The organism is Microvirga arabica (assembly GCF_016811235.1).
GTDB lineage: Bacteria > Pseudomonadota > Alphaproteobacteria > Rhizobiales > Beijerinckiaceae > Microvirga > Microvirga arabica.
This window is the reverse complement of sequence record NZ_JAFBID010000006.1, coordinates 73,404-91,991: the sequence shown is the minus strand read 5'-3', so window position 1 is coordinate 91,991 and position 18,588 is coordinate 73,404. Positions and strand designations below refer to the sequence as shown.

19 protein-coding genes are annotated in these 18,588 nt (G+C 62.2%); 11 read left to right on the top strand and 8 right to left on the bottom strand.

Annotated elements, in window-relative coordinates; translation table 11 throughout:
• Window positions 1–69: 69 nt before the first annotated feature.
• Genes JQC81_RS05075 through JQC81_RS05050 form a run of 6 tightly spaced genes read right to left on the bottom strand, consistent with a single transcriptional unit; the run spans window position 70 to window position 7,691 of the window.
• A complete protein-coding gene (locus JQC81_RS05075) occupies window positions 70–339 on the bottom strand; it encodes a hypothetical protein (protein WP_203270718.1) in 270 nt (89 codons plus the stop codon).
• Window positions 336–2,330: a chemotaxis protein CheA gene (locus JQC81_RS05070; protein WP_203270710.1), complete on the bottom strand. Its 1,995-nt coding sequence runs from the start codon at window positions 2,328–2,330 to the stop codon at window positions 336–338. The genes JQC81_RS05075 and JQC81_RS05070 overlap by 4 nt, the downstream gene beginning before the upstream one ends.
• Complete coding sequence (locus JQC81_RS05065; protein WP_203270708.1) at window positions 2,323–3,180, bottom strand: CheR family methyltransferase; 858 nt, start codon at window positions 3,178–3,180, stop codon at window positions 2,323–2,325. Before JQC81_RS05065 ends, JQC81_RS05070 begins: the two co-directional genes overlap by 8 nt.
• The gene (gene cheB, locus JQC81_RS05060) at window positions 3,177–4,277 is read right to left on the bottom strand and encodes a chemotaxis-specific protein-glutamate methyltransferase CheB (protein ID WP_203270706.1); all 1,101 of its coding nucleotides are present in this window, start codon (window positions 4,275–4,277) and stop codon (window positions 3,177–3,179) included. Before cheB ends, JQC81_RS05065 begins: the two co-directional genes overlap by 4 nt.
• Entirely contained in the window at window positions 4,274–5,740 is a 1,467-nt protein-coding gene (locus JQC81_RS05055; protein ID WP_203270704.1) for a chemotaxis protein CheW, read from the bottom strand. The genes cheB and JQC81_RS05055 overlap by 4 nt, the downstream gene beginning before the upstream one ends.
• A gap of 4 nt (window positions 5,741–5,744) precedes the next feature.
• Window positions 5,745–7,691, bottom strand: coding sequence for a methyl-accepting chemotaxis protein (locus tag JQC81_RS05050; RefSeq protein ID WP_203270702.1), 1,947 nt, complete (start codon window positions 7,689–7,691; stop codon window positions 5,745–5,747).
• 927 nt (window positions 7,692–8,618) lie between these two features.
• On the opposite strand from JQC81_RS05050, the gene JQC81_RS05045 reads away from it, so the two are divergent.
• The 6 genes from JQC81_RS05045 to JQC81_RS05020 all read left to right on the top strand — a co-directional run bounded on the left by JQC81_RS05045 (window position 8,619) and on the right by JQC81_RS05020 (window position 10,972).
• Window positions 8,619–8,828: a cold-shock protein gene (locus JQC81_RS05045; RefSeq protein ID WP_203270700.1), complete on the top strand. Its 210-nt coding sequence runs from the start codon at window positions 8,619–8,621 to the stop codon at window positions 8,826–8,828.
• Between the two features lie 149 nt (window positions 8,829–8,977).
• A complete protein-coding gene (locus JQC81_RS05040) occupies window positions 8,978–9,187 on the top strand; it encodes a hypothetical protein (RefSeq protein ID WP_203270699.1) in 210 nt (69 codons plus the stop codon).
• 116 nt (window positions 9,188–9,303) lie between these two features.
• The gene (locus tag JQC81_RS05035; protein ID WP_203270697.1) at window positions 9,304–9,477 is read left to right on the top strand and encodes a hypothetical protein; all 174 of its coding nucleotides are present in this window, start codon (window positions 9,304–9,306) and stop codon (window positions 9,475–9,477) included.
• Window positions 9,478–9,528: 51 nt separating this feature from the next.
• Window positions 9,529–9,834 carry a hypothetical protein gene (locus JQC81_RS05030; RefSeq protein ID WP_203270695.1) on the top strand — a complete coding sequence of 102 codons (306 nt, stop codon included), beginning with the start codon at window positions 9,529–9,531 and terminating at the stop codon, window positions 9,832–9,834.
• Between the two features lie 38 nt (window positions 9,835–9,872).
• A complete protein-coding gene (locus JQC81_RS05025) occupies window positions 9,873–10,577 on the top strand; it encodes a spermidine synthase family protein (RefSeq protein WP_203270693.1) in 705 nt (234 codons plus the stop codon).
• 146 nt (window positions 10,578–10,723) lie between these two features.
• Window positions 10,724–10,972: a ParB N-terminal domain-containing protein gene (locus JQC81_RS05020; RefSeq protein ID WP_196265392.1), complete on the top strand. Its 249-nt coding sequence runs from the start codon at window positions 10,724–10,726 to the stop codon at window positions 10,970–10,972.
• A gap of 101 nt (window positions 10,973–11,073) precedes the next feature.
• Here the strand turns inward: JQC81_RS05020 and JQC81_RS05015 are convergent, their stop codons facing one another.
• Window positions 11,074–11,943: an amidoligase family protein gene (locus tag JQC81_RS05015; protein WP_203270691.1), complete on the bottom strand. Its 870-nt coding sequence runs from the start codon at window positions 11,941–11,943 to the stop codon at window positions 11,074–11,076.
• Between the two features lie 218 nt (window positions 11,944–12,161).
• Here JQC81_RS05015 and JQC81_RS05010 point away from each other — a divergent pair, with 218 nt between their 5' ends.
• A complete protein-coding gene (locus JQC81_RS05010; RefSeq protein WP_203270689.1) occupies window positions 12,162–13,265 on the top strand; it encodes an alginate lyase family protein in 1,104 nt (367 codons plus the stop codon).
• Between the two features lie 39 nt (window positions 13,266–13,304).
• Here the strand turns inward: JQC81_RS05010 and JQC81_RS05005 are convergent, their stop codons facing one another.
• A complete protein-coding gene (locus tag JQC81_RS05005) occupies window positions 13,305–14,072 on the bottom strand; it encodes an SDR family NAD(P)-dependent oxidoreductase (RefSeq protein ID WP_203270687.1) in 768 nt (255 codons plus the stop codon).
• A gap of 107 nt (window positions 14,073–14,179) precedes the next feature.
• On the opposite strand from JQC81_RS05005, the gene JQC81_RS05000 reads away from it, so the two are divergent.
• The 4 genes from JQC81_RS05000 to JQC81_RS04985 all read left to right on the top strand — a co-directional run bounded on the left by JQC81_RS05000 (window position 14,180) and on the right by JQC81_RS04985 (window position 18,550).
• Complete coding sequence (locus JQC81_RS05000; RefSeq protein WP_203270684.1) at window positions 14,180–14,941, top strand: GntR family transcriptional regulator; 762 nt, start codon at window positions 14,180–14,182, stop codon at window positions 14,939–14,941.
• Window positions 14,942–15,135: 194 nt separating this feature from the next.
• Window positions 15,136–16,020, top strand: a complete 885-nt coding sequence (locus tag JQC81_RS04995; protein WP_312887478.1) for an ABC transporter permease — start codon at window positions 15,136–15,138, stop codon at window positions 16,018–16,020.
• 9 nt (window positions 16,021–16,029) lie between these two features.
• The gene (locus tag JQC81_RS04990; protein ID WP_203270682.1) at window positions 16,030–16,944 is read left to right on the top strand and encodes a carbohydrate ABC transporter permease; all 915 of its coding nucleotides are present in this window, start codon (window positions 16,030–16,032) and stop codon (window positions 16,942–16,944) included.
• 58 nt (window positions 16,945–17,002) lie between these two features.
• The gene (locus tag JQC81_RS04985) at window positions 17,003–18,550 is read left to right on the top strand and encodes an extracellular solute-binding protein (protein ID WP_246520243.1); all 1,548 of its coding nucleotides are present in this window, start codon (window positions 17,003–17,005) and stop codon (window positions 18,548–18,550) included.
• Window positions 18,551–18,588: the final 38 nt, after the last annotated feature.

Below are 18,588 nucleotides of genomic sequence, written 5' to 3'. Positions count from 1 at the left end.
ATAGCCGGACCGCCTAGGAGGAGAAGGCTGTAAGTCCCTTTTAGAGTATACCGGGAGAATGACAACGTTTCAGCCTCCCTGACGGCCTGATTCAGGAGGGGTTTTTCCCATCAAAGCCGGAGCGATCCAGTCTCGAAGAAAGGCATCCCCGGCCATTCCCCGCATAGACGGCCGCAGAGCCATCAGAACCTGGAGAACGGCAGCGTGGAGATGTTCGGCACCCGCCAGATCGACCATCCGTCCCCTGTCGGCCTGAAGCCAGCCGAGCAGCGGCTCCGCATCCTCGACCCGGCATGATCCTTCCAGGATGATGACATTGCCGTCCAGCCGCACGCTCATCCGATCAGCTCCGGGATATTGAGAATCATGAGGACGCTGCCATCGCCAAGCAGGGTTGTCCCCATCACGCCCGGCATGCCCGCGAGAATGCCGGTCATGGGCCGCATCAGAACGTCCATCCGCTCGGCAAATCCATCCACCACGACCCCGACCAAGTCGTCACCCGCTGCCATGACCACGACCTTCAGGCGCTGAGGGGACTCCACTGGGGGCCGTATCCCTAAGAGATCGACAAGCCTCACCAGAGGAAGCGTCCTGTCACGCCAGACGAAGGCCTCCGCGTCTCGAACGGGAAGGACCCGCGAGGCCGGCACGAAGGCAGTCTCGATGATCCCGTCGAGGGGAATGCCGTAGAGCTCGCGGCCCAGCCGGACGGCCATGACCTTCGTCATGACAATGGTCAACGGCAGAGACAGGCGGATCGTCGTGCCATGACCAGGCCGACTTCGAACGCCGGCCTGCCCGCCCAGGCGCTCGACCGCGGAACGAACGGCATCCATACCGACCCCCCGGCCCGACAGGTCGGTCACCTCCGAGGCGGTCGAGAAGCCTGGAGCAAAGATCAGGTCGATGACCTCCGAATCGCTCATGCGGTCGAGGTCATCCGCTGAAGCGATGCCGCGTTTGCGCGCCGCCTCCCGGATTGCCGCCGGATCAATGCCGCGCCCATCATCCTCGACTTCGACCTTGACGCGATCGCCATCGCGAGAGGCCCTGAGCACGATCCTGGTTTTTGCCGGTTTCCCGGCCTCCAGACGGAAACGCTCAGGTTCGGCGCCATGGCCGACCGCGTTACGCAGGATATGCAGCAGAGGCTCGAAGAGGCCTTCCACCACGGCCTTGTCGGCCTCGACCTCCTCTCCGTCGATGGAGAAGTCGATGGCTCTGTCCAGTTGGCCTGCGAGATCGCGTACGGCCTTGGGAAAGCGTCGGAAGATGTCCCGCATGGGCATCATGCGAACATCCATCACGGCCCCATGCAGTTCGGCCACGAGGCGTTCTATGGCGGCTTGGCTCGCAAGCAGGCCCTGCGAAGCATGCTTCCGGTCCAGCCCCTCGTCGAATTGTCCCGCCAGATGCGCCAGCGCATTCTTGGCGATGACCATCTCACCGACAAGATCCGCCAGCCGGTCGATCCGCGAGGCGTCCACGCGAAGCATCCGTGCGCCCGGTCGACCTGCGGCTCCCGGCGCGATGCCGGTGGCTCCGTTGGCGAGCGCCATATCGGAGCCCTGTTCCTGAGCCGTTGCGGCGATCTCGTGAAGGGTCACCTGATCCGGCACAAACCGGAAGACAGCCTTGACCCTGTCGAGTTCAGCGCCGGAGAGCGCTTCGATCCTCAGATTACAGGAGAAAGGGTCGATCTCAGCCGCAGGCGGCCACGGGTCCCGGGCCGAGAGGCGGACGGCCACGAGATCGGGAACCGAGCGCAGGAGAGCCATTGGGTCATCGCCGGCAAAGAAGCAATCGGCACGCGGCGTGTAACGGATCGCCACCAGAGGACGATCCTGCGCCCTCAGGGCGGCCGGATCACGGCCCTGTGCCATTAGCTCCTCAATCCAGCCAAGATCGGCCTGGGGGACCGGATCTGCGGCTTGTGCAGGATCCTCATCGAGCTGCGAGCGCAGAGCCCGTGCCAGGCGGTAGCCTTCCTCCGCAGCGTCCGACGGCAACTGTCCTGTCTGCTCGATCACGGCAACCCACCGCTCGGCCTGAGCGATGCAGGCGAGCAGGCTGTCAATTATCTGGCTGTCGATACCGGCCCGCCTCTCCCTGAGAGCGCCCAGCAGGTCCTCGGCCGCATGCAGGGCAATTCCCATCGGGGCGAAGTCGAAGAGGCCGACCGATCCCTTGAGGGTGTGGACGGCACGAAAGGCGCTGTCCATGGGCGCAGTCGCCTGGGGGTTGCGCTCCAGGACCAAAAGGTCGTCCGTCGCCTGCTGGATCAGTTCGTGGGCCTCGACGATGAAATGCTGAAGAAGATCATCCATCGCGGTCGCTCCCAGGCCGTTGATAGACGATCGCATCTTCGAAGCGGCGAAGGCTGAAACGCTTCGAGATCCGGGTCATCGACTCAGTATGGCCGAGACAGATGTAGCCTCCCGGATGCAGGGACCTATAGAGATTGTCGACCGCGAGAAGGCGGGAGGAATCGTCGAAATAGATGAGAACGTTGCGGCAGAAGATGACGTCGAATTGTCCCTGCGCCGCAACGGACGCTGGATCGACGAGATTGGCCGATGTGAACTTCACCGATTCACGCAAATCCTGGATCAGACTGCGCTGTCCATCGTGAGATGGTTCAAAATAGCGCTCGACCACGTCGGGAGGCAAACGCGAAAGGGCACGTTCGCCATAATCTCCCGCCTGAGCGTCCAGCAGAACCTGCGTGTCGATATCCGAGCCGACGATCTCGATATGATAGGCATCGACCAGCGGCCAATTCTCAAGCAGCCATATGGCGATGGAATAGGGCTCCTCACCAGTCGAACATGGCACGGACCAGATCCGCACGAGATCGCCGGGCTCCCTGTCCTGGATGATCCCCGGCAGGAGTGAGCGGCTCAGGCAGCGGAGCTGATGCTCCTCGCGGTAAAAGTAGGTCTCGTTCACCGTGAAGATATTGATCAGCTGCTCGACCTCGCGGCGGTCGGCTTCGACATGCGCGAAGTAGGCGTTGAACGTGCGCATCCCCGTCGCAGCCATGCGATCTGCGATGCGCCTCTCGATGTAGTACCGCTTGGCCTCACCGAAAATCATGCCGGTGCGATGGTGGAGGAACACGCCGAGGCGGCGGATCTCGTCGGCCGTGAGCGCCTGGGCCTTGCGCGGCCTGCTCATGAGCGCTCCACCATATCCATGATCCGGTCGGCAATCTCCTCCAGGGGCGCAATGACCCCCGCGCCGCCGCGTCGAACCAGTTCGCCGGGCATGCCCCACACGACCGCGCTCTCTTCCGCCTCGGCGATGGTGCGGCCACCCTGCCCTTTCAGCCGCGCCATAGCCTCGGCTCCATCGCTGCCCATGCCGGTCATCAGCACCCCGAGCAGGCGCTCGGGGGCGAAATGCTGCATGGCGCTGTCCACCAGCCGATCGACGCTCGGATGCCAACGGTGCTCCGGCAGCGTGGGTGCGGCCAGCACCACGGGACCGTCCGCCCGAACGCTGACAATGACGTCGGCATCGCCCTTGCCGATATAAACATGTCCGGGTGCAAGCTGCATCGGCAGGGCAGCCTCCATCACGGTGAGAGCGCACAGCTTGTCGAGCCGCCGGGCCAAGGGACCGGTGAATGAGCCTGGCATGTGCTGTGCCACCACAATCGGCCACGGAAAGTCGGCCGGCAGCCGTGACAGCACCGTATCGAGCGCCGGAGGACCTCCGGTGGAGACACCGATCAGAACAAGACCGTGAGCTGGCGCAGCCTTGATCCGTCGCCTCGGCGCCGAGACCGGCGCGCGCCGGCGTGGCGCCTGAACAGAAGGTGCCTGCCCCAAGCCGCTGCGCAGCCGCACCCGCTCGGCCAGTCTCAGACTGCTGGGCAGACGAGCCCGCGACGCGGCGCGCACCGTCTCGACGAGCTTGGGGGCGAGCGTCTCCATTTCCAACGAGATGGCTCGGTCAGGCTTGGTGATGAAATCGACGGCTCCGAGCGCGAAGGCCTCAAGAGTCACGCCTGCGCCTGCCTCCGTGAGGGATGAGATCATCACCACCGGACAGGGGCGCTCCAGCATGATCCGGTCGAGGCAGGCAAGGCCATCCATCTCGGGCATGTGCACATCAAGCGTGATCACGTGCGGCTTGAATGCCTGCAATTGCTCCAGTGCCTCAACACCGTTACGGGCAAAGGCGATCTCGAAATCGCCTTCGGCAGTAAACACCCCGCCAAGGAGACGTCGCATCAGAGGAGAATCGTCGACGATGAGCAGCCGGATCACGAAGCGGGCCGCTCCGGGTCGCTCTGGCCCATGGCTGCGAGCAGATCCTTCTCCGCCCTGTCCAGCAACTCGCGTGGATCGAGCAGGAGGATCATTCTTCCCTCGACCTCGATATTGGCGATGCGGTCGATGACCTGGCTCCCGTCCGCGGCGAGATCGGGAGTCGGGCGAAGCTGGCTTTGGGGAATGCTGAGAACCTCCGACACGGTATCGACGACGAAGCCGGCCTGCATCTGGTCGATCCTGACGACGACGACGCGCTCGCGCCGCCGTTCTCCGTGGCCCTCGAACCTGAAGCGCCGCCGCTGATCGATCACGGGAATGACGCGGCCCCGCAGGTTCATGACGCCTTCGATGAAAGCGGGAGCCCTAGGCAGCCGTGTCAGCGTGTCGGGCACGCGCACCACTTCATCGACAACCCCGATGGGCAGCCCGTATTCCTCGCCGCCGAGTTGGAACACGATGAACTGCTCATCGCCCTTTGATGGACCATCCGCTGTGTCCATGTCGTGGTTCTTCCCCGCTTGCGATGTGATCTGCTCGATCAGCGCCTGATCCCTGAACAGGTGGTTTGTGGACAGCACCGAGACCAGCCTCCGTCCGCCTTCGAGACGGCAGATGCCCTGGATCTGAGCCTCCGCATTCCCCCGTGTCAGGATGGCCGGCACAGGATCGATGGCGCTGTCAGGAAGGCGAAGGATTTCCTTCATGCCATCGATGACAAGTCCCACGAGCCCTTGGCCGATCCGTGCCACCACCACGCGGGATCGCTCACCGCCCTGCCCGCCAGCCCGGAGCCCGAGGAGCGCGCGCAGGGAGACCAGCGGCAGCAGCTGCCCGCGCAGGGACGTTACACCCAGCATGACAGAGTCCGTCTGCGGGACGACGGCGACACCATCCGGCAGGGCCACCACCTCGCGAACGGAGGTGAGGGGCAGGGCGAAATCCTGCCCGGCCACGGCAAAGCACACCAGCGCAACCTGGTTTTGCTCCGCAGCCGTTCGATCCCGCCCGTCGGTCGCAGCTTGAGCCTGCCGGTGCTGAGCCCGGCGGGTGAAGCTGCCGAAGTCTTTGGCCAGCAGCGTATCCAGATCGATCATCCGCGCAGGCGTGCCCATGCTGTCATCGGCAGCCGAGTCTGAGGAAGCGACACCCGCTTCTCCAAGCGAGGTCACTCTGTCGATCATGAGGCCGACCGGGGTGCCGCGGTCGATCACCACGACGCGCGCATGCGACGAGGGGCTAGCCTCGCCTCCGAGAAGGCGATGCAGCGACACCACAGGCATCACCGCACCTCGCAGATTGGCTACCCCGAGCAGGCTTGAGGGCCCGAGGGGGACGCGGGTCACGGCCGGGGGACGGATCACTTCGGCCACATCGGATGTCGGAAGGGCGAAGCGCTCATCGCCGACCTGAACGGTCAGAAACGACTGGGCGACAGCCGCAGAGGCCGCCTGGGTCATGGCTTCAAGTCTCCGCCATCTGGAGTTCGTCGGCCAGAGAGGCGATCTCTTCAATTGCAGCTGCCAGATCCTCGGCTCCTCGCGCCTGCTGGCGCGCCGCGGTGGCAGCCTGGGCGGCGGCACTGCCGGCTTGCTCGGCCACGGCGGCAACCTGTTGGGTGCCGAGCCGGACCTCGCGCACTGCCGTCAGAATCGTCTCAGAGCCGGACAGGATGGCGACGCTTCCCTGACGGATGGCCTGCACGCCGGCCTCCACCGCACCCAGCCGCTCCGCCGTCAGAGCGTTCCTGGCAACCTCGGCTGCGGCAATGGCAGCGCTCTGCTCTAGGTCTCGCCTGACGATGGTGATCTGGTCGCGGATCTGGCGAACCACATCCTTGATCCGGTCGGCATTCTCGGAAGCATCCCGCGCCAGATTGCGGATGTCGCCGGAGACGATCGCGAAGCCACGCCCGGCCTCGCCGGCTCGGGCGGCCTCGATGGAGCCGCTCACGGCCAGCATGGTGGTCTGAACGGCCACGAGGGCGATGCCATCGACGATCTTTTCGATGCGGCGTCCGGAATCGTCCAGGCCGCTCATGAGGCCGATCATGGCCTGCGTCTCCCGTAAGCCCTCCTCGACGCCCGAGGCCAGCCTCATGGTCGTGGTGCGATTATCCTGAAGATCGGCTGCAAGAGTCTCGATCCGTTTGATGGCGGTGCTCGCCGCATCCTGCGATGCGGCGGTCGCGCGCTCGATCTGCTCCATCGCCACATTGGCCTGCTGCGTGGCCGCAGCCTGCATCTGGGCGCCTCGGCTGATCTGATCGACAGCCGTCATGATCTCGCCGGAAGCCCCGGAGAGTTCCTGAATGGCCGCAGACAACTCCTCAGCGGCAGAACCGACCTGCTCGGCACTGGCAGCACCGGCCGCGCCCTCCTGAAGATCGTCCGCGAGAGCAGCCAATGCCTGCGCGGTCTGCTGGCTCTGATCGAGCGATGCACTCTGCTGCTGGACGGCCCGCTGAGCCTCGGCGGCGGCGGCGGCCTGCTCCTCGGCGGCACTCGCCACTTGCTCGGCCCCGCGCTGCGCCTCGCGGATGGCAGCTTCGGCTTCGACAGCTGCCACAAGGATGGCCTGGCTCCCCTCGGTCAGAAGGGACACATCGGTTCGAATCTTGTCCAAGGCCGTCACCACGGCACGGCCGATCTGGGCCTCTCCCGATGCCGTTTCGGCTGCCGCCCTGATCCGTTCCGCAACGGAACGAACCTCGCTGACGATGCCTTCTGCGAGGGTCTGGACATCCTGTGCGCTTTTCTCCGAAGCGCCGGCGAGAGCCCGCACCTCGTCGGCCACGACCGCAAAACCGCGCCCACTCTCTCCGGCCCGCGCCGCCTCGATGGCTGCATTCAGCGCCAGAAGATTGGTCTGATCGGAAATGTCTCCGACCACACGGGTGATCTCACCGATCTCGGCTGCCTGTTGTTCGAGGAGCGAGACGATGTCGACCATCACCCGCTGGCGCGACGCATTAGCCTCTACGGCTGTGACGGACGTGCCGATCTGGGCTCCCGTTTCGGTGAGAAGGCTCTGAAGGTCCGCGGTTTTGGTGCGCGTCGCCTCAGCATGGGCGCGCGCCTCGGAAAACGAGGCACTGAGGCTCACGATGGCCGAGAGCGACTGCTGGGAGGCGCCGGCAGCTTCCTCGGCTCCGCTGGCGATCTGCTCCATGGAGCGCCGGAGCTCCTCGGCCGCCGACGAAGCCTCGGCCACGCCGCTCGCCAGTTCCTCCGTTGCAGCACCGATGCGTTCGGCAGCTTTCTGTTGCCTGGCTCTGACACGCTCCAGGTTCCGGCGTTGGGACGCCGCTCCCCTTACAGAGGGAGGCGGCATGCTGGAATTGGCAGCTTCATCGCCGGCTGGACGTGAGTTGCCCTTGCCCGCGAGTTCGGACGTCTTGACCAATGCCATTGGGGTCCCTTGAAGCTTTATATGGTACTCTGACACCGCTCCATTTCGTAAGCCAGCTTTCCGGCTTTGTCGAACGACATAGAGAGGAGTGAGACTCTTATAGGCTTAGCCGAGCCCCAAGCAAGGTATGCATGGCGCAAATACCATGACTTGAAGGACAGCTCAGGGTCGATCTCAAAAGGCTTCCGTAACGTAGAGGGCCATGCTCCAACCGTGTATCGGCCCAATATGAAAACCGTTGTTGGCGCGTGACCAGCCGATCCAGCTAAAGGATCATGCCGCCATGGCTCTCCCGGAATGAGCAAGCACGTGAAGTTTTGCAGAGAAGGAGCCTGCCTCGCTTGGCAAGGCAGGCGCTTCGTTGTGAACTTGGGCTCGGCGGATCATTGCGTCACGACGTGAGGCTTAACCCTTAATCCATCACGAGCCTCATGGCCCGATCAGCTTTGAATGAGGCCAAGAAGATCTGGATTGATGATCTCCGGGTGCGTGGTGCACATCCCGCGCGGAAGGCCCTGCTATACGCTGAGCATGCCATTCCTGAAGAGCTTGACTGCCAGCAGGGCCGAGCGGCAACCGGGAGGCTGGATAGCCCTCCTCGAGGCGCATGAAGAGCATGCCATGGACGGGATCAATAATATCTGGCAGTTGCAATCTTTGCCCAATACATTTTCGCCTCTCTCCTACGTCGAGTTCTGCTGCCATCCGCGTAGATAAATTAAATAATTATAAGCGCTTGCTAATGATCAGGAAAAGATCTATATAGTTCTTATCGGATTTTGGCCGGACAATCGGGTCGTTTCGCTTTTGGTTCTTCCAGGCGCACGTTCGGACTTTCTTACCATCACATCGACGAACCGGGTTGAAACCACGCTTTTGCGTGGCGCCGCTCACGTGCATCTGCAACAATCGCGAAAGGTTACCCCAATGATTATGGGCACAGTAAAATTCTACAATGACATGAAGGGCTTCGGCTTCATTCAGCCGAACGATGGCAGCAAGGACGTGTTCGTTCACGCGACTGCTCTGGAGCGCGCCGGAATGCGCGGCCTCGTTGAGGGCCAAAAGGTCTCCTTCGACACCGCTGAAGACCGCCGCTCCGGCAAGAGCGCCGTCAACAACATCGAGATGGCTTAATCGCTGATGATGGGTGCAGGCTACACACCTGCGCCGCTGAGCCTTGAAGCCGCTCCCTCCGGAGCGGCTTTTTCGTTTGACCGGCAGACACCTTTTAGCAGCGACCTACGCTGCCCTGCCCAACGGCAACTGAATTCCACGAGGAACGAATGTCCCATAAGTATCAGATTCATCAATTGGTCCGGATCATCCACCCGCGGATTTCGGACAAGCGTGCAAGTGCGAGCGGCATCTACGAGGTGACCCGCCTCATGCCGGCCGACCAGACCGGTGAAGTCTCGTACCGGATCAAATCGTCCGGCTTCGGCGAGCGCGCCGTGCGCGAAAGCGAGATCGCAGCCCGGGCATCCGAGATTTGACCAGCGGGGACGCCTTCTTTCAAGAATCTCAGATCTACGATCCGATTGCGCTGCTTCGGCGGAACGAAGAAGTTCTGTACGTCACCCGTGTGGGCATGAAGGCCTCACGACAGTTCATGATTCTGACATCGACTGGCGAGCCTGCTTGGCCGCATGAGCCGCTTGGCAGTCTCTCGGACATCGGCTGGTCGCTTCGCGCACATGAATGGCACGATGTAATGCCCGAGCCCGTTGGACAGAATGAGCGCTTGGCCAAGACGCTGGCCCGCCTGCTGATCGAGCGTGCATAAGCAGTCGACACACTCAGGGATACCCAGGCAGCGGATATGGAGGAACAGGCAATGGGTGATCAACCGACCAATCTCGATGCTCACCGCGGCATGGCGGCCCAGAAGGCAACCGACCTTCGACGTCTCCGGTCCGAGGTCGAAGCCGACCAGGAGGCTCTGCGAACGAGACAGGCGGAACTCGAAGACCTGCTGGCCGCCGCACCCGCCAGCGATTGGCATGAGGCGGTCGAGAAGGCACGCTACCTCCTCGGCCTCTTTGCGCAGAGCCTGGATGCAAGCGATCTGCGTCGCCGCAAGCTCATCGACCGCGTCCTAGCCGACTTCGATCATCTGCTCGACAAGGCGCCTCGGGACTGAGATGATCCCACCGACGAACTTGCAGGCACCGGCTATTCATGATCCCTTGGGTGTTAATCGACACGGCAAAAATCCCTGGTGATGGAGGCGATCTGCGTCTCAAAAAGCGTGGTGCCGAATTCTCCATCATGCTGGGCAGCAACGAGCTGATGAACAGCCGCCTGAGCGGCTCAGAGGAGGCACTGGCCAGACTGTCTTGCCTGAGACTTCAGGATCGCGAGCGGCCGAAGATTCTCATCGGTGGACTGGGGATGGGCTTTACGTTGCGCGCCGCGCTCGCCGAACTCGGCTCTGAAGCCCAGGTCACAGTGGCTGAGCTGCTGCCCGCCGTTGTGGCATGGGCGCGCGGTCCCATGGCCGAAGTCTTCGGCGACAGCCTCATAGATCCGCGTGTCGGCATTTATGAGGGAGATGTCGGGCGCCTGATAAGATCGAGCCGGTCTGCTTACGATGCGATCCTTCTCGACGTCGACAACGGCCCCGAAGGCCTGACCCGCAAGTCCAATGACAGCCTCTACGACCTGCCGGGGCTCAGCTCTGCCCGAGCGGCGCTCACACCTGGTGGCGTCCTGGCCGTGTGGTCATCGGCACCGAACCCTGCCTTCACCCGGCGCCTGCGTAATGTGGGGTTTGGCGTTGACGAGGTCGGTGCACGCGCCAATGGAGCACGCGGTGGCGCAAGACACACGATCTGGATTGCGACCAAGCCAGGAGGAACACCGGTCTCGCAGGCACGAAGCTAAAGGGACAACGTCGTGTGGACTTCGTCCCTCATCGAAGCCACCGCGCAACTGTTACGCCGAATTGCTTGCTTCGATGACATTCCCTGCCCGGAACATGGTCAGGATAAGCACCCATGGACACGAGACTTGGAACAGGAGCAGCACAGATGATGAAGAAGCAGATGGTTGCCATCCAAGATGTCTATGTGCCTGTCCAACGGCGGCAAACACTTGATCCGCAGAAGGTTGAGGCCCTTGCCGAGAGCATGCTGGCCAAAGGGCAGGAGGCGCCTATCCTCGTGCGGCCGGACGGCAAGCGTTTTGTCCTGGTCGAGGGCTTGCATCGCCTGGAAGCCTGCAAGGCTCTCGGAGAGACAACGGTGCCGGTTTACCTGGTGCAAGCCCGCAAGCATTAGCCCGCATCCCGTGGAGATCTACTGCTCCGGCCTGCTGTCTCCGAGCGGCTTGATCCAAAACAACTCATGTTCCAGCTCGTCTGAAAGTCATGTTCGCCGGGTCAGACGAACTCCCTTGGATTGTCCTCGCCTCGAACAAGTTCGGCAGCGATGCGCTCTACCTTGAGCCAGCCATACCAATCCGGGAGGATGCTCCAATCCGGATCGCTGAGATAGGCGTGCGGAAGCCGGTAATGGAACACGGGCCGCGGACCGATCTTCTCCCGCGGAAGCGCTTGGCGCACCTGGGCCTCGTTCAGATGGGCAAGCACCGGCAGGAGGTCGAGGGCACGCTGGCGGGTCGGATTGGCCGCCAGATAATCGGCGGTGAGGTCCGGCAGACCAGGCCAATAATCCCGAGCAAGGACGCGTTCCTTGTAGCTCTCAGGGTAATCGGGTGGGAGTGCAAGCGCGAGCCTCAGGCTGCCCCGAGCCGTCTGCCGTCTGAGATCGTCGCTGACCAGAAGAAATCCTTTCAGGAAGGCCGTGAGTGTCCGCACGTCGAGGCTCGGCGGATCGATGTTGAAGTGCAGGCTGAGTGAGTTCTGGAAGATGACGCCACGGCCCCGGGCGCCCACGGACCGAACGCTTGCAAGAGCCTTGTCCACATCGCCAAGCTGAGCCGCAGGGATGGGTGCGGTGATCAGCTCCCGCGGGACAAAGGGCGAGACGAGGGTTCCCAGGAATGCAGCGCCGCGGCGACCAAGCCCGACATCCAGGTCCGGGTGGCGAGCGGGATGGATATGACGGAGATCCAATTCGATCGAGAGATTGCCCAAGCGGGTGCCGCGCACCTTGACGGCGTGAGGATCCTCGGGCTCGACAACCCCGCCCAAATCCCGGGCAAGGGCGGCAGCCGCCGCACTGACGCTGGGACCGAGAAACTCCACCTCGACACCCACGCGTCGCGCGCTGCCGTCCGCGGCGAGCATTGCGGCGGCTTCAAGGGGGTTTGGATGGGGTAGCGCGATGTCCATTCATCGGAGAGATGGGAGCGGCCACACCATATGGCAACAACCGCTAGGACTGCTTCTCATGGGCTCTGCAGGCCCTAGTTCCCCTTAATCTCTGAATGGCAGGTCAAAATCCGCCTGGAAGCTGGCTGCTAACGGCGTCACATTTTCCAAGGCAGGTGCAACAGGAGCAGGATATGCCTCTCGGTTCCGGCGATCGGGTCTTGTGCGGTGTCCGACTCACTGCGGTTCTTCTCGCCCTTTTGCAGGCAGCCCCGGGTCATGCGCAAGGGGCAGGGTACCTCGTGCCGGCTCCCGGCAAAGACAAGGGGCAGGCGGAGCCGGAATATAAATGCGAGGTGCCTGGAACGCCCGTGATCACTCTTGAGACGCAGAGCAAGTACAAGCAGGCCGATAGCTCCCGCGCGACGATCGATGAAACCGCCAACGAGAGCTATCTGAAGGCTGTGGTGCCACTTCGGGCTTACGCCAAAGGGCTGGTGCAAATCGCCAACGATTATGTGCGCTCAAACCCGAGAAATCCGACGGCAGCCGCTTGTGCGCTCAATTGGCTAGAGCATTGGGCATCGGCCAACGCAATGACCGACATGCGCTCGAAGCAAGCCCTGTTCAATCTGGGCCAGACGCTCGGCGGTTTCGCGCTGGCGTATCTCCAGATCCGGAATTCTCCAGACTTGCAGCAGGACAAGAAAAAGCGGATTGAAGCCTGGCTCAAGGCACTCGGCCACCAAGTGGTCAACTTCATGGATCAAAACAACGAGGTCTCAGGGCGGAACAACCACCGCTACTGGGCAGGCCTTGCCGCCACTGCGGCCGGCATCGCCGCCGATGACAAGCGCTTGGCCGAATGGGGTATTGAGAGCGCCCGCATCGGCCTTTCGCAGATCACCCCGGAAGGCACATTGCCTCTCGAAATCAGCCGAGGCAAGCGTGCCCGTGACTATCATATCTACGCGGCGGAACCGCTCGTTGCGACTGCGGAACTGGCGCGCAGCCGGGGTGTCGACCTTTATGCGGACAACAAGGGTGCCTTGAAGCGGCTGGCAGACCGGGTGGTGGCATCCCTTGACGATCCGTCCTTCTTCGAGAAGGCCACGGGCACGAAGCAGGAGTCTTTCCCCGATAACGGCACCGTGCCGCCCAACCGCATCGCTTGGCTTGAAATTTACCAGAGCCGCTTCCCCTCGCCCAGGATCGAGGCGGTGCTGGAATCGAAACGTCCCCTCGCCTCAAGCGGACTCGGCGGAGACCTGACGCTGCTTTTTCACGGCAGCCAGTGACACCTGCGCGTGATGCGAGAGGGCGAGGCGCGCCCTTCGTCAGATCATGCCGAGGCCGCCGTTGATCTGGAGGATTTCTCCGGACAGATAAGAGGCGCGTTCTGATGCCAGGAAGAGCACGGCTTCGGCCACATCCTCCGGAGTCCCCTCCCGGCGGAGAGGGGTTCGCTCAACCGTCGCCTTGCGTCCCTCGGGCGTGCTGAACACATCGTGGAAGCGCGTGCCGATAAGGCCTGGCGCTACGCCGTTCACGCGGATCCCCAGCGGGCCGACCTCCTTCGCCAGTGCCCTGATATAAGTCGCAACCGCGCCCTTGGTCGCCGCGTAATGGGAGGCGCCGGGCCCACCGCCGTCGAACGCGGCGAGCGAGGACATCAGCACGAGAGTCCCGGATTTCCGCGGCTCCATGCTGCGCAGTGCCAGTTGGCAGGCGAGAAACGTGCTTGTCAGGTTGACGGCAATCGCCTCCTGCCAGAGCTCCAGAGACGTATCGACACAGCGGCTGCGCTTGAGCAGGCCGCCAGCATTGGCAAACAGAATATCGACCGGTCCAAACGCCTCCTCGGCCTTCCCGAACGCATCGGCAACGCTGACGGGATCGGTCATGTCGGCTTTGATGCCCATGACCTGGCGCTCCGAACCGTTGAAGTTGCGCTCTAAGGTTCCGGCTTCCTCGGTGCTCGTCACATAGGTGAAAGCCACCTTCGCTCCATTCGAGGCGAACGCCCGGGTGGTGGCGGCACCGATCCCGGATGCCCCGCCGGTGATCAGGACGGTCTTTCCGGCAAACTGGAACTCTGACGACATGGCGGCCTCCCTGCAGGCAATGCGCTTGTGAACTCTTTTGCCATCAATTGGCTCTTGCCAGGGCCTCGTCAACTGATATCTTAGAAGTACAACGTGATATCTCTGTCATGGCACTGCCCTTGGAAAAACCGCTCACGAACGTCCTTCAACCCAGTCTCCTGGCTGGGAGCGGTCCGCTCGTCGTGCAGATTCACAGGGCCTTGAGGAACCTCATCCTCGAAACCGTTCTGCTTCCCTGGCAGACCCTGTCAGAGAAAGACGTGGCCGCGTGCCTGGAGGTCAGCAAGACGCCCGTGCGCGAGGCGATCATCCGGTTGTCCGAGGAAGGGCTCGTCACGGTTGTCCCGAAAAGCAGGACCTATGTGGCGCCCATCAATCTTGATCGTTTCCTGGAAGGGTGCTTCGTCCGCCTGCAACTCGAGAGCGGCGCAGCCAAGCGCGCCGCTGCGGAGCGGAGTCTCGAGGACGTCTGCAACCTGAAAGCCTGCCTCGCCCGGCAGGAGGAGGCCATAGCGGCCGAGGATTACACAGCCTTCAGGCACCTCGACGAGGAGTTTCACTCCCTGCTTATCCAAGCCGCCAAATTGCCAGGGATCATTCAGCTCCTTGAGACTGCGAAGATCGAGATCGACCGGATCCGGAGTCTCAAGCAGCGCCTGAACATCCGTGCCACGGATCGGGTTCTGGCCCAGCATCGGTCGATCACGTCGGCAATTGCCGACAAGGAACCGGCGAAAGCCGAGGAGGCCATGCGAGCCCATCTCGGCAGCATCGAGACCAAAGTTTGGGAGCTTGGGGAGAACCCGGAATTCTGGGCGCTCTTCGAAGCGATCAACCGGGAACGCCCACGGTACAGACTCTCCGCATAAGCCAAGAACACAAGCGGAGGCGAAGGGAGGAGGCCAGGATGGCAGACGCGGCACTCGACAGGGAGAGCGGCGGCGGATCCGTGAGGGTCATGGATGGCGTCATCGCCACGCCTGAGCTTGCCGCGCCGCCGGCCCTTCGCTCGACCCATCAAGGATCCGGCATCCGAAAGGCGGTTCGCACTCTGCTCAGCGACATGCGCCGGGACTGGCAGCTCTATGTGCTGCTCGCCCCCATGATCATCTGGTTTGTGGTTTTCCTCTACACCCCGATGTACGGGCTTCAGATCGCCTTCAAGCAGTACAGCCTCTTCCGTGGGATCGAGGGGAGCCCGTGGGTCGGCTTCGACAATTTCGTAGCTCTCTTCAGCAACGAGTACTTCCTGCGGGCGGTCAAGAACACGCTCCTCATCAGCTTATACTCGCTCGTTTTCGCTTTTCCGATTCCGATCATTTTGGCCCTGATGTTCAATGAAATTCACCATCAAGGATTTCGCAGGATCGCTCAGACCATCACCTACCTGCCGCATTTCATCTCGGTGGTGATCATCGCCGGTCTCGTGGTGAGCTTCCTGTCGCCCACGACCGGCATTGTGAACATCATCCTGGACCGCCTCGGCTTTGAGAAGATCTATTTCCTCACGATTCCGGAATACTTCCGCCCGATCTTCATCGGCTCCAACATCTGGAAGGAGGCCGGCTTCGACTCCATCGTCTACCTGGCGGCCATCGCCGGCATCAATCCGGCACTCTACGAATCCGCCCGCATGGACGGTGCTTCGCGCTTGCAGATGATCCGCTACATCACGCTGCCGTCGCTCCTCCCGGTGATCATGATCATGCTGATCATCCGCGTCGGCCAGCTCATCGAAGTCAATTTCGAGTACATCATCCTGCTCTACCAGCCCGCCACCTTCGAGACGGCCGATGTGATCTCAACCTTCATCTACCGTGCGGGCCTCCAGAACAACCAATATGCGCTCGGCACGGCGGCGGATCTCTTCAACGCGGTCGTGGCACTCGTCCTCGTGGTGGGCGCCAATTGGCTGAGCCGTCGCTACAGCCAGCACTCGGTCTGGTGAGGTTTCAGCATGTCTGCTCGTGCGCTCACTTCCGACACCTCACATGAGCCCTTCAATCTCTATACCCGGGGAGACAGGATCTTCGGCTTCGCCAACACGGCTCTCCTCCTGCTGTTCGTGCTCAGCACCCTGTATCCCTTCGTCTACATTCTGTCGGCATCCCTGAGTTCCGGCTTTGCGGTCACGTCAGGCCAGGTCACGCTCTGGCCGGTGGACGTCACGCTCGCGGCCTACGAGTATGTGCTGGCGGACCAGAAGTTCTGGATCGCTTATGGCAATACGCTCTTCTATGCTTTCTTCGGCACGCTCACGAGCCTCCTCATCATGGTGCCGGGCGCCTTCGCGCTGTCGCGGGCGCGGCTCAGGGGGCGCCGCATCATCGGCTTCCTGGTGGCCTTCACCATGTGGTTCCATGCGGGCCTCATCCCGTTCTTCCTCAACATCCGCGATCTCGGGCTGCTCGACGCTCGGATCGGCATCGTCCTGGCATTCGCCTGCAATGCCTTCAGCGTGATCCTCCTGCGCAACTACTTCGAGTCCGTGCCGGCCTCGTTCGAGGAGGCCGCCCGGATCGACGGTGCCAGCGATTTCCAGCTGCTGTGGAAGATCTTCATTCCGCTCGCCAAGCCGGCGATCATGACGGTTGCGCTCCTGTGCCTCGTCTCCCGCTGGAACGGCTATTTCTGGGCCATGGTGCTTCTGCGCAGCGAGGAGAAGGTTCCCCTTCAGGTCTACCTGAAGCGGACGATCGTCGACATGCGCAGCGACGACAGCTTCGCCAGCGGGCTCATGTCGACGGAATACTCATTCGAGACGATCACGGCGGCCATCATGGTCGTGTCGATCCTGCCCATCGTGATCGTTTTTCCATATGTCCAGAAATACTTCAACAAAGGCATCACACTCGGCGGAGTCAAAGAATGACGAGGGAGCGCCGCGCCGGGTCGGCGAACCCCAAGGGAAACGCTATTGGAGGACTACGATGAAAAGGATGATGACGGCCGCGCTGCTGTCGGCCTTGCTGGCAGGAGCGCCCGCTGCGGCTCAGGACGCCAAGACGACTAAAATCACCGACAAACCGCTCGAACTGACGATCCACATGCACTTTCGCGACAAGTACGTGTGGAATGACGACTGGCCCGTGGCCAAGGAATTGAACCGGCTCACTGGCATCAAGCTGAAGAACGTCGCGTCGAAGGCCACCACCCTCAGCCGGGAGGCGTTCAACCTCCTGATGGCCTCCGGCAACCTGCCGGACATCGTTGCGGGCAATGAGCTCCGCCACGATTTCGTGCGCTACGGGATGGAGGGAGCATTTCAGCCCCTCAACAAGCTGATCGACCAGCACGCCCCGAACTTGAAGCGTTTCCTTGCCGAGAACGAGACGGTGCGCAAAGCCATCACGGCACCAGACGGCAACATCTACTGGATTCCTTACGTGCCCGACGGCAAGTTCGCCCGCGGCTGGTTCATCCGCTACGATTGGCTGGAGAAGCTCGGTCTTCAGCCGCCGCAAACCGTGGATGAGCTCTACGCGGTGCTGAAGGCCTTCCGCGAGCGCGATCCGAACGGGAACGGTCAGAAGGACGAGGTGCCGCTTTTCATCCGCGAGCCCGACTCGGAACTCCCACGCCTTGTGGTTCTCTGGGACGGCCGCTCCAGCGGCTCTGACGCCGCGCACGACTTTTACATCGACAGCGGCAAGGTCAGGCATCCCTATACGGGCGACAATTATCGGACCGGCATCCGCAACATCGCCAAATGGTATGCGGAGGGCCTCATCGACAAGGAGGTCTATACCCGCCGCGCTCGCGCCCGCGAGGCGCTTCTCGGCGCCAACCAAGGCGGCATGACCTATGACTGGTTTGCCTCGACCGCCAGCTATAACACAAGCCTCAAGGACAAGGTGCCGGGCATGAAGTTCCTGGCAATTGCCCCGCCGGCCAGCGCCTCGGGCAAGCGCATCAACGAGAACCGCCGCTCGCGTATGCGGCCGGATGGCTGGGCGATTACCATCGCCAACAAGCATCCAGTTGAGACGGTCAAACTCTTCGATTTCTACTTCACGCCGCAAGGCCGTGTTCTCTCGAACTTCGGCGTCGAGGGACAGCACTATGACATGGTTGACGGAAAGCCGCGCTACAAGCCGGAGATCCTGAGCGCCAAGGCGCCCGTGAATGCTCAGATGTGGGACATCGGCGCGCAGATCCCGATCGGCTTCTGGCAGGATTATGAGTACGAGCGCCAATGGACCGACGAGAACGCACTCAAGGGCATCGAGCTCTACGAGAAAGGCAATTATCTCATCGACGAGTTCCTCGGCGTGAGCATGACAACGGACGAGCGCCAGGTCTTTGACCGCCACATGCCCAATATACAGACCTTCATGATCGAGCAGATGCAGGCCTGGATCCTGGGCTCACGAGATGTGGACAAGGACTGGGAGACCTACAACGCCCAGCTGAAGAAGCTCGGCCTGGATCAGGTTCTCGCCGTCATGCAGAAAGCCTACGACCGTCAATATCGCTGAACGTCTGCCGCCAGCCTCCGGGCTGGCGGCTCCCCACC

Excerpts from the sequence above, each read along its gene's own strand:
- JQC81_RS05075 (WP_203270718.1), bottom strand. The coding sequence starts at position 339 with ATGAGCGTGCGGCTGGACGGCAATGTCATCATCCTGGAAGGATCATGC.
- JQC81_RS05070 (WP_203270710.1), bottom strand. The coding sequence starts at position 2,330 with ATGGATGATCTTCTTCAGCATTTCATCGTCGAGGCCCACGAACTGATC.
- JQC81_RS05065 (WP_203270708.1), bottom strand. The coding sequence starts at position 3,180 with ATGAGCAGGCCGCGCAAGGCCCAGGCGCTCACGGCCGACGAGATCCGC.
- JQC81_RS05055 (WP_203270704.1), bottom strand. The coding sequence starts at position 5,740 with ATGACCCAGGCGGCCTCTGCGGCTGTCGCCCAGTCGTTTCTGACCGTT.
- JQC81_RS05050 (WP_203270702.1), bottom strand. The coding sequence starts at position 7,691 with ATGGCATTGGTCAAGACGTCCGAACTCGCGGGCAAGGGCAACTCACGT.
- JQC81_RS05045 (WP_203270700.1), top strand. The coding sequence starts at position 8,619 with ATGATTATGGGCACAGTAAAATTCTACAATGACATGAAGGGCTTCGGC.
- JQC81_RS05040 (WP_203270699.1), top strand. The coding sequence starts at position 8,978 with ATGTCCCATAAGTATCAGATTCATCAATTGGTCCGGATCATCCACCCG.
- JQC81_RS05035 (WP_203270697.1), top strand. The coding sequence starts at position 9,304 with ATGATTCTGACATCGACTGGCGAGCCTGCTTGGCCGCATGAGCCGCTT.
- JQC81_RS05030 (WP_203270695.1), top strand. The coding sequence starts at position 9,529 with ATGGGTGATCAACCGACCAATCTCGATGCTCACCGCGGCATGGCGGCC.
- JQC81_RS05025 (WP_203270693.1), top strand. The coding sequence starts at position 9,873 with ATGATCCCTTGGGTGTTAATCGACACGGCAAAAATCCCTGGTGATGGA.
- JQC81_RS05020 (WP_196265392.1), top strand. The coding sequence starts at position 10,724 with ATGATGAAGAAGCAGATGGTTGCCATCCAAGATGTCTATGTGCCTGTC.
- JQC81_RS05015 (WP_203270691.1), bottom strand. The coding sequence starts at position 11,943 with ATGCTCGCCGCGGACGGCAGCGCGCGACGCGTGGGTGTCGAGGTGGAG.
- JQC81_RS05010 (WP_203270689.1), top strand. The coding sequence starts at position 12,162 with ATGCCTCTCGGTTCCGGCGATCGGGTCTTGTGCGGTGTCCGACTCACT.
- JQC81_RS05005 (WP_203270687.1), bottom strand. The coding sequence starts at position 14,072 with ATGTCGTCAGAGTTCCAGTTTGCCGGAAAGACCGTCCTGATCACCGGC.
- JQC81_RS05000 (WP_203270684.1), top strand. The coding sequence starts at position 14,180 with ATGGCACTGCCCTTGGAAAAACCGCTCACGAACGTCCTTCAACCCAGT.
- JQC81_RS04995 (WP_312887478.1), top strand. The coding sequence starts at position 15,136 with ATGCGCCGGGACTGGCAGCTCTATGTGCTGCTCGCCCCCATGATCATC.
- JQC81_RS04990 (WP_203270682.1), top strand. The coding sequence starts at position 16,030 with ATGTCTGCTCGTGCGCTCACTTCCGACACCTCACATGAGCCCTTCAAT.
- JQC81_RS04985 (WP_246520243.1), top strand. The coding sequence starts at position 17,003 with ATGAAAAGGATGATGACGGCCGCGCTGCTGTCGGCCTTGCTGGCAGGA.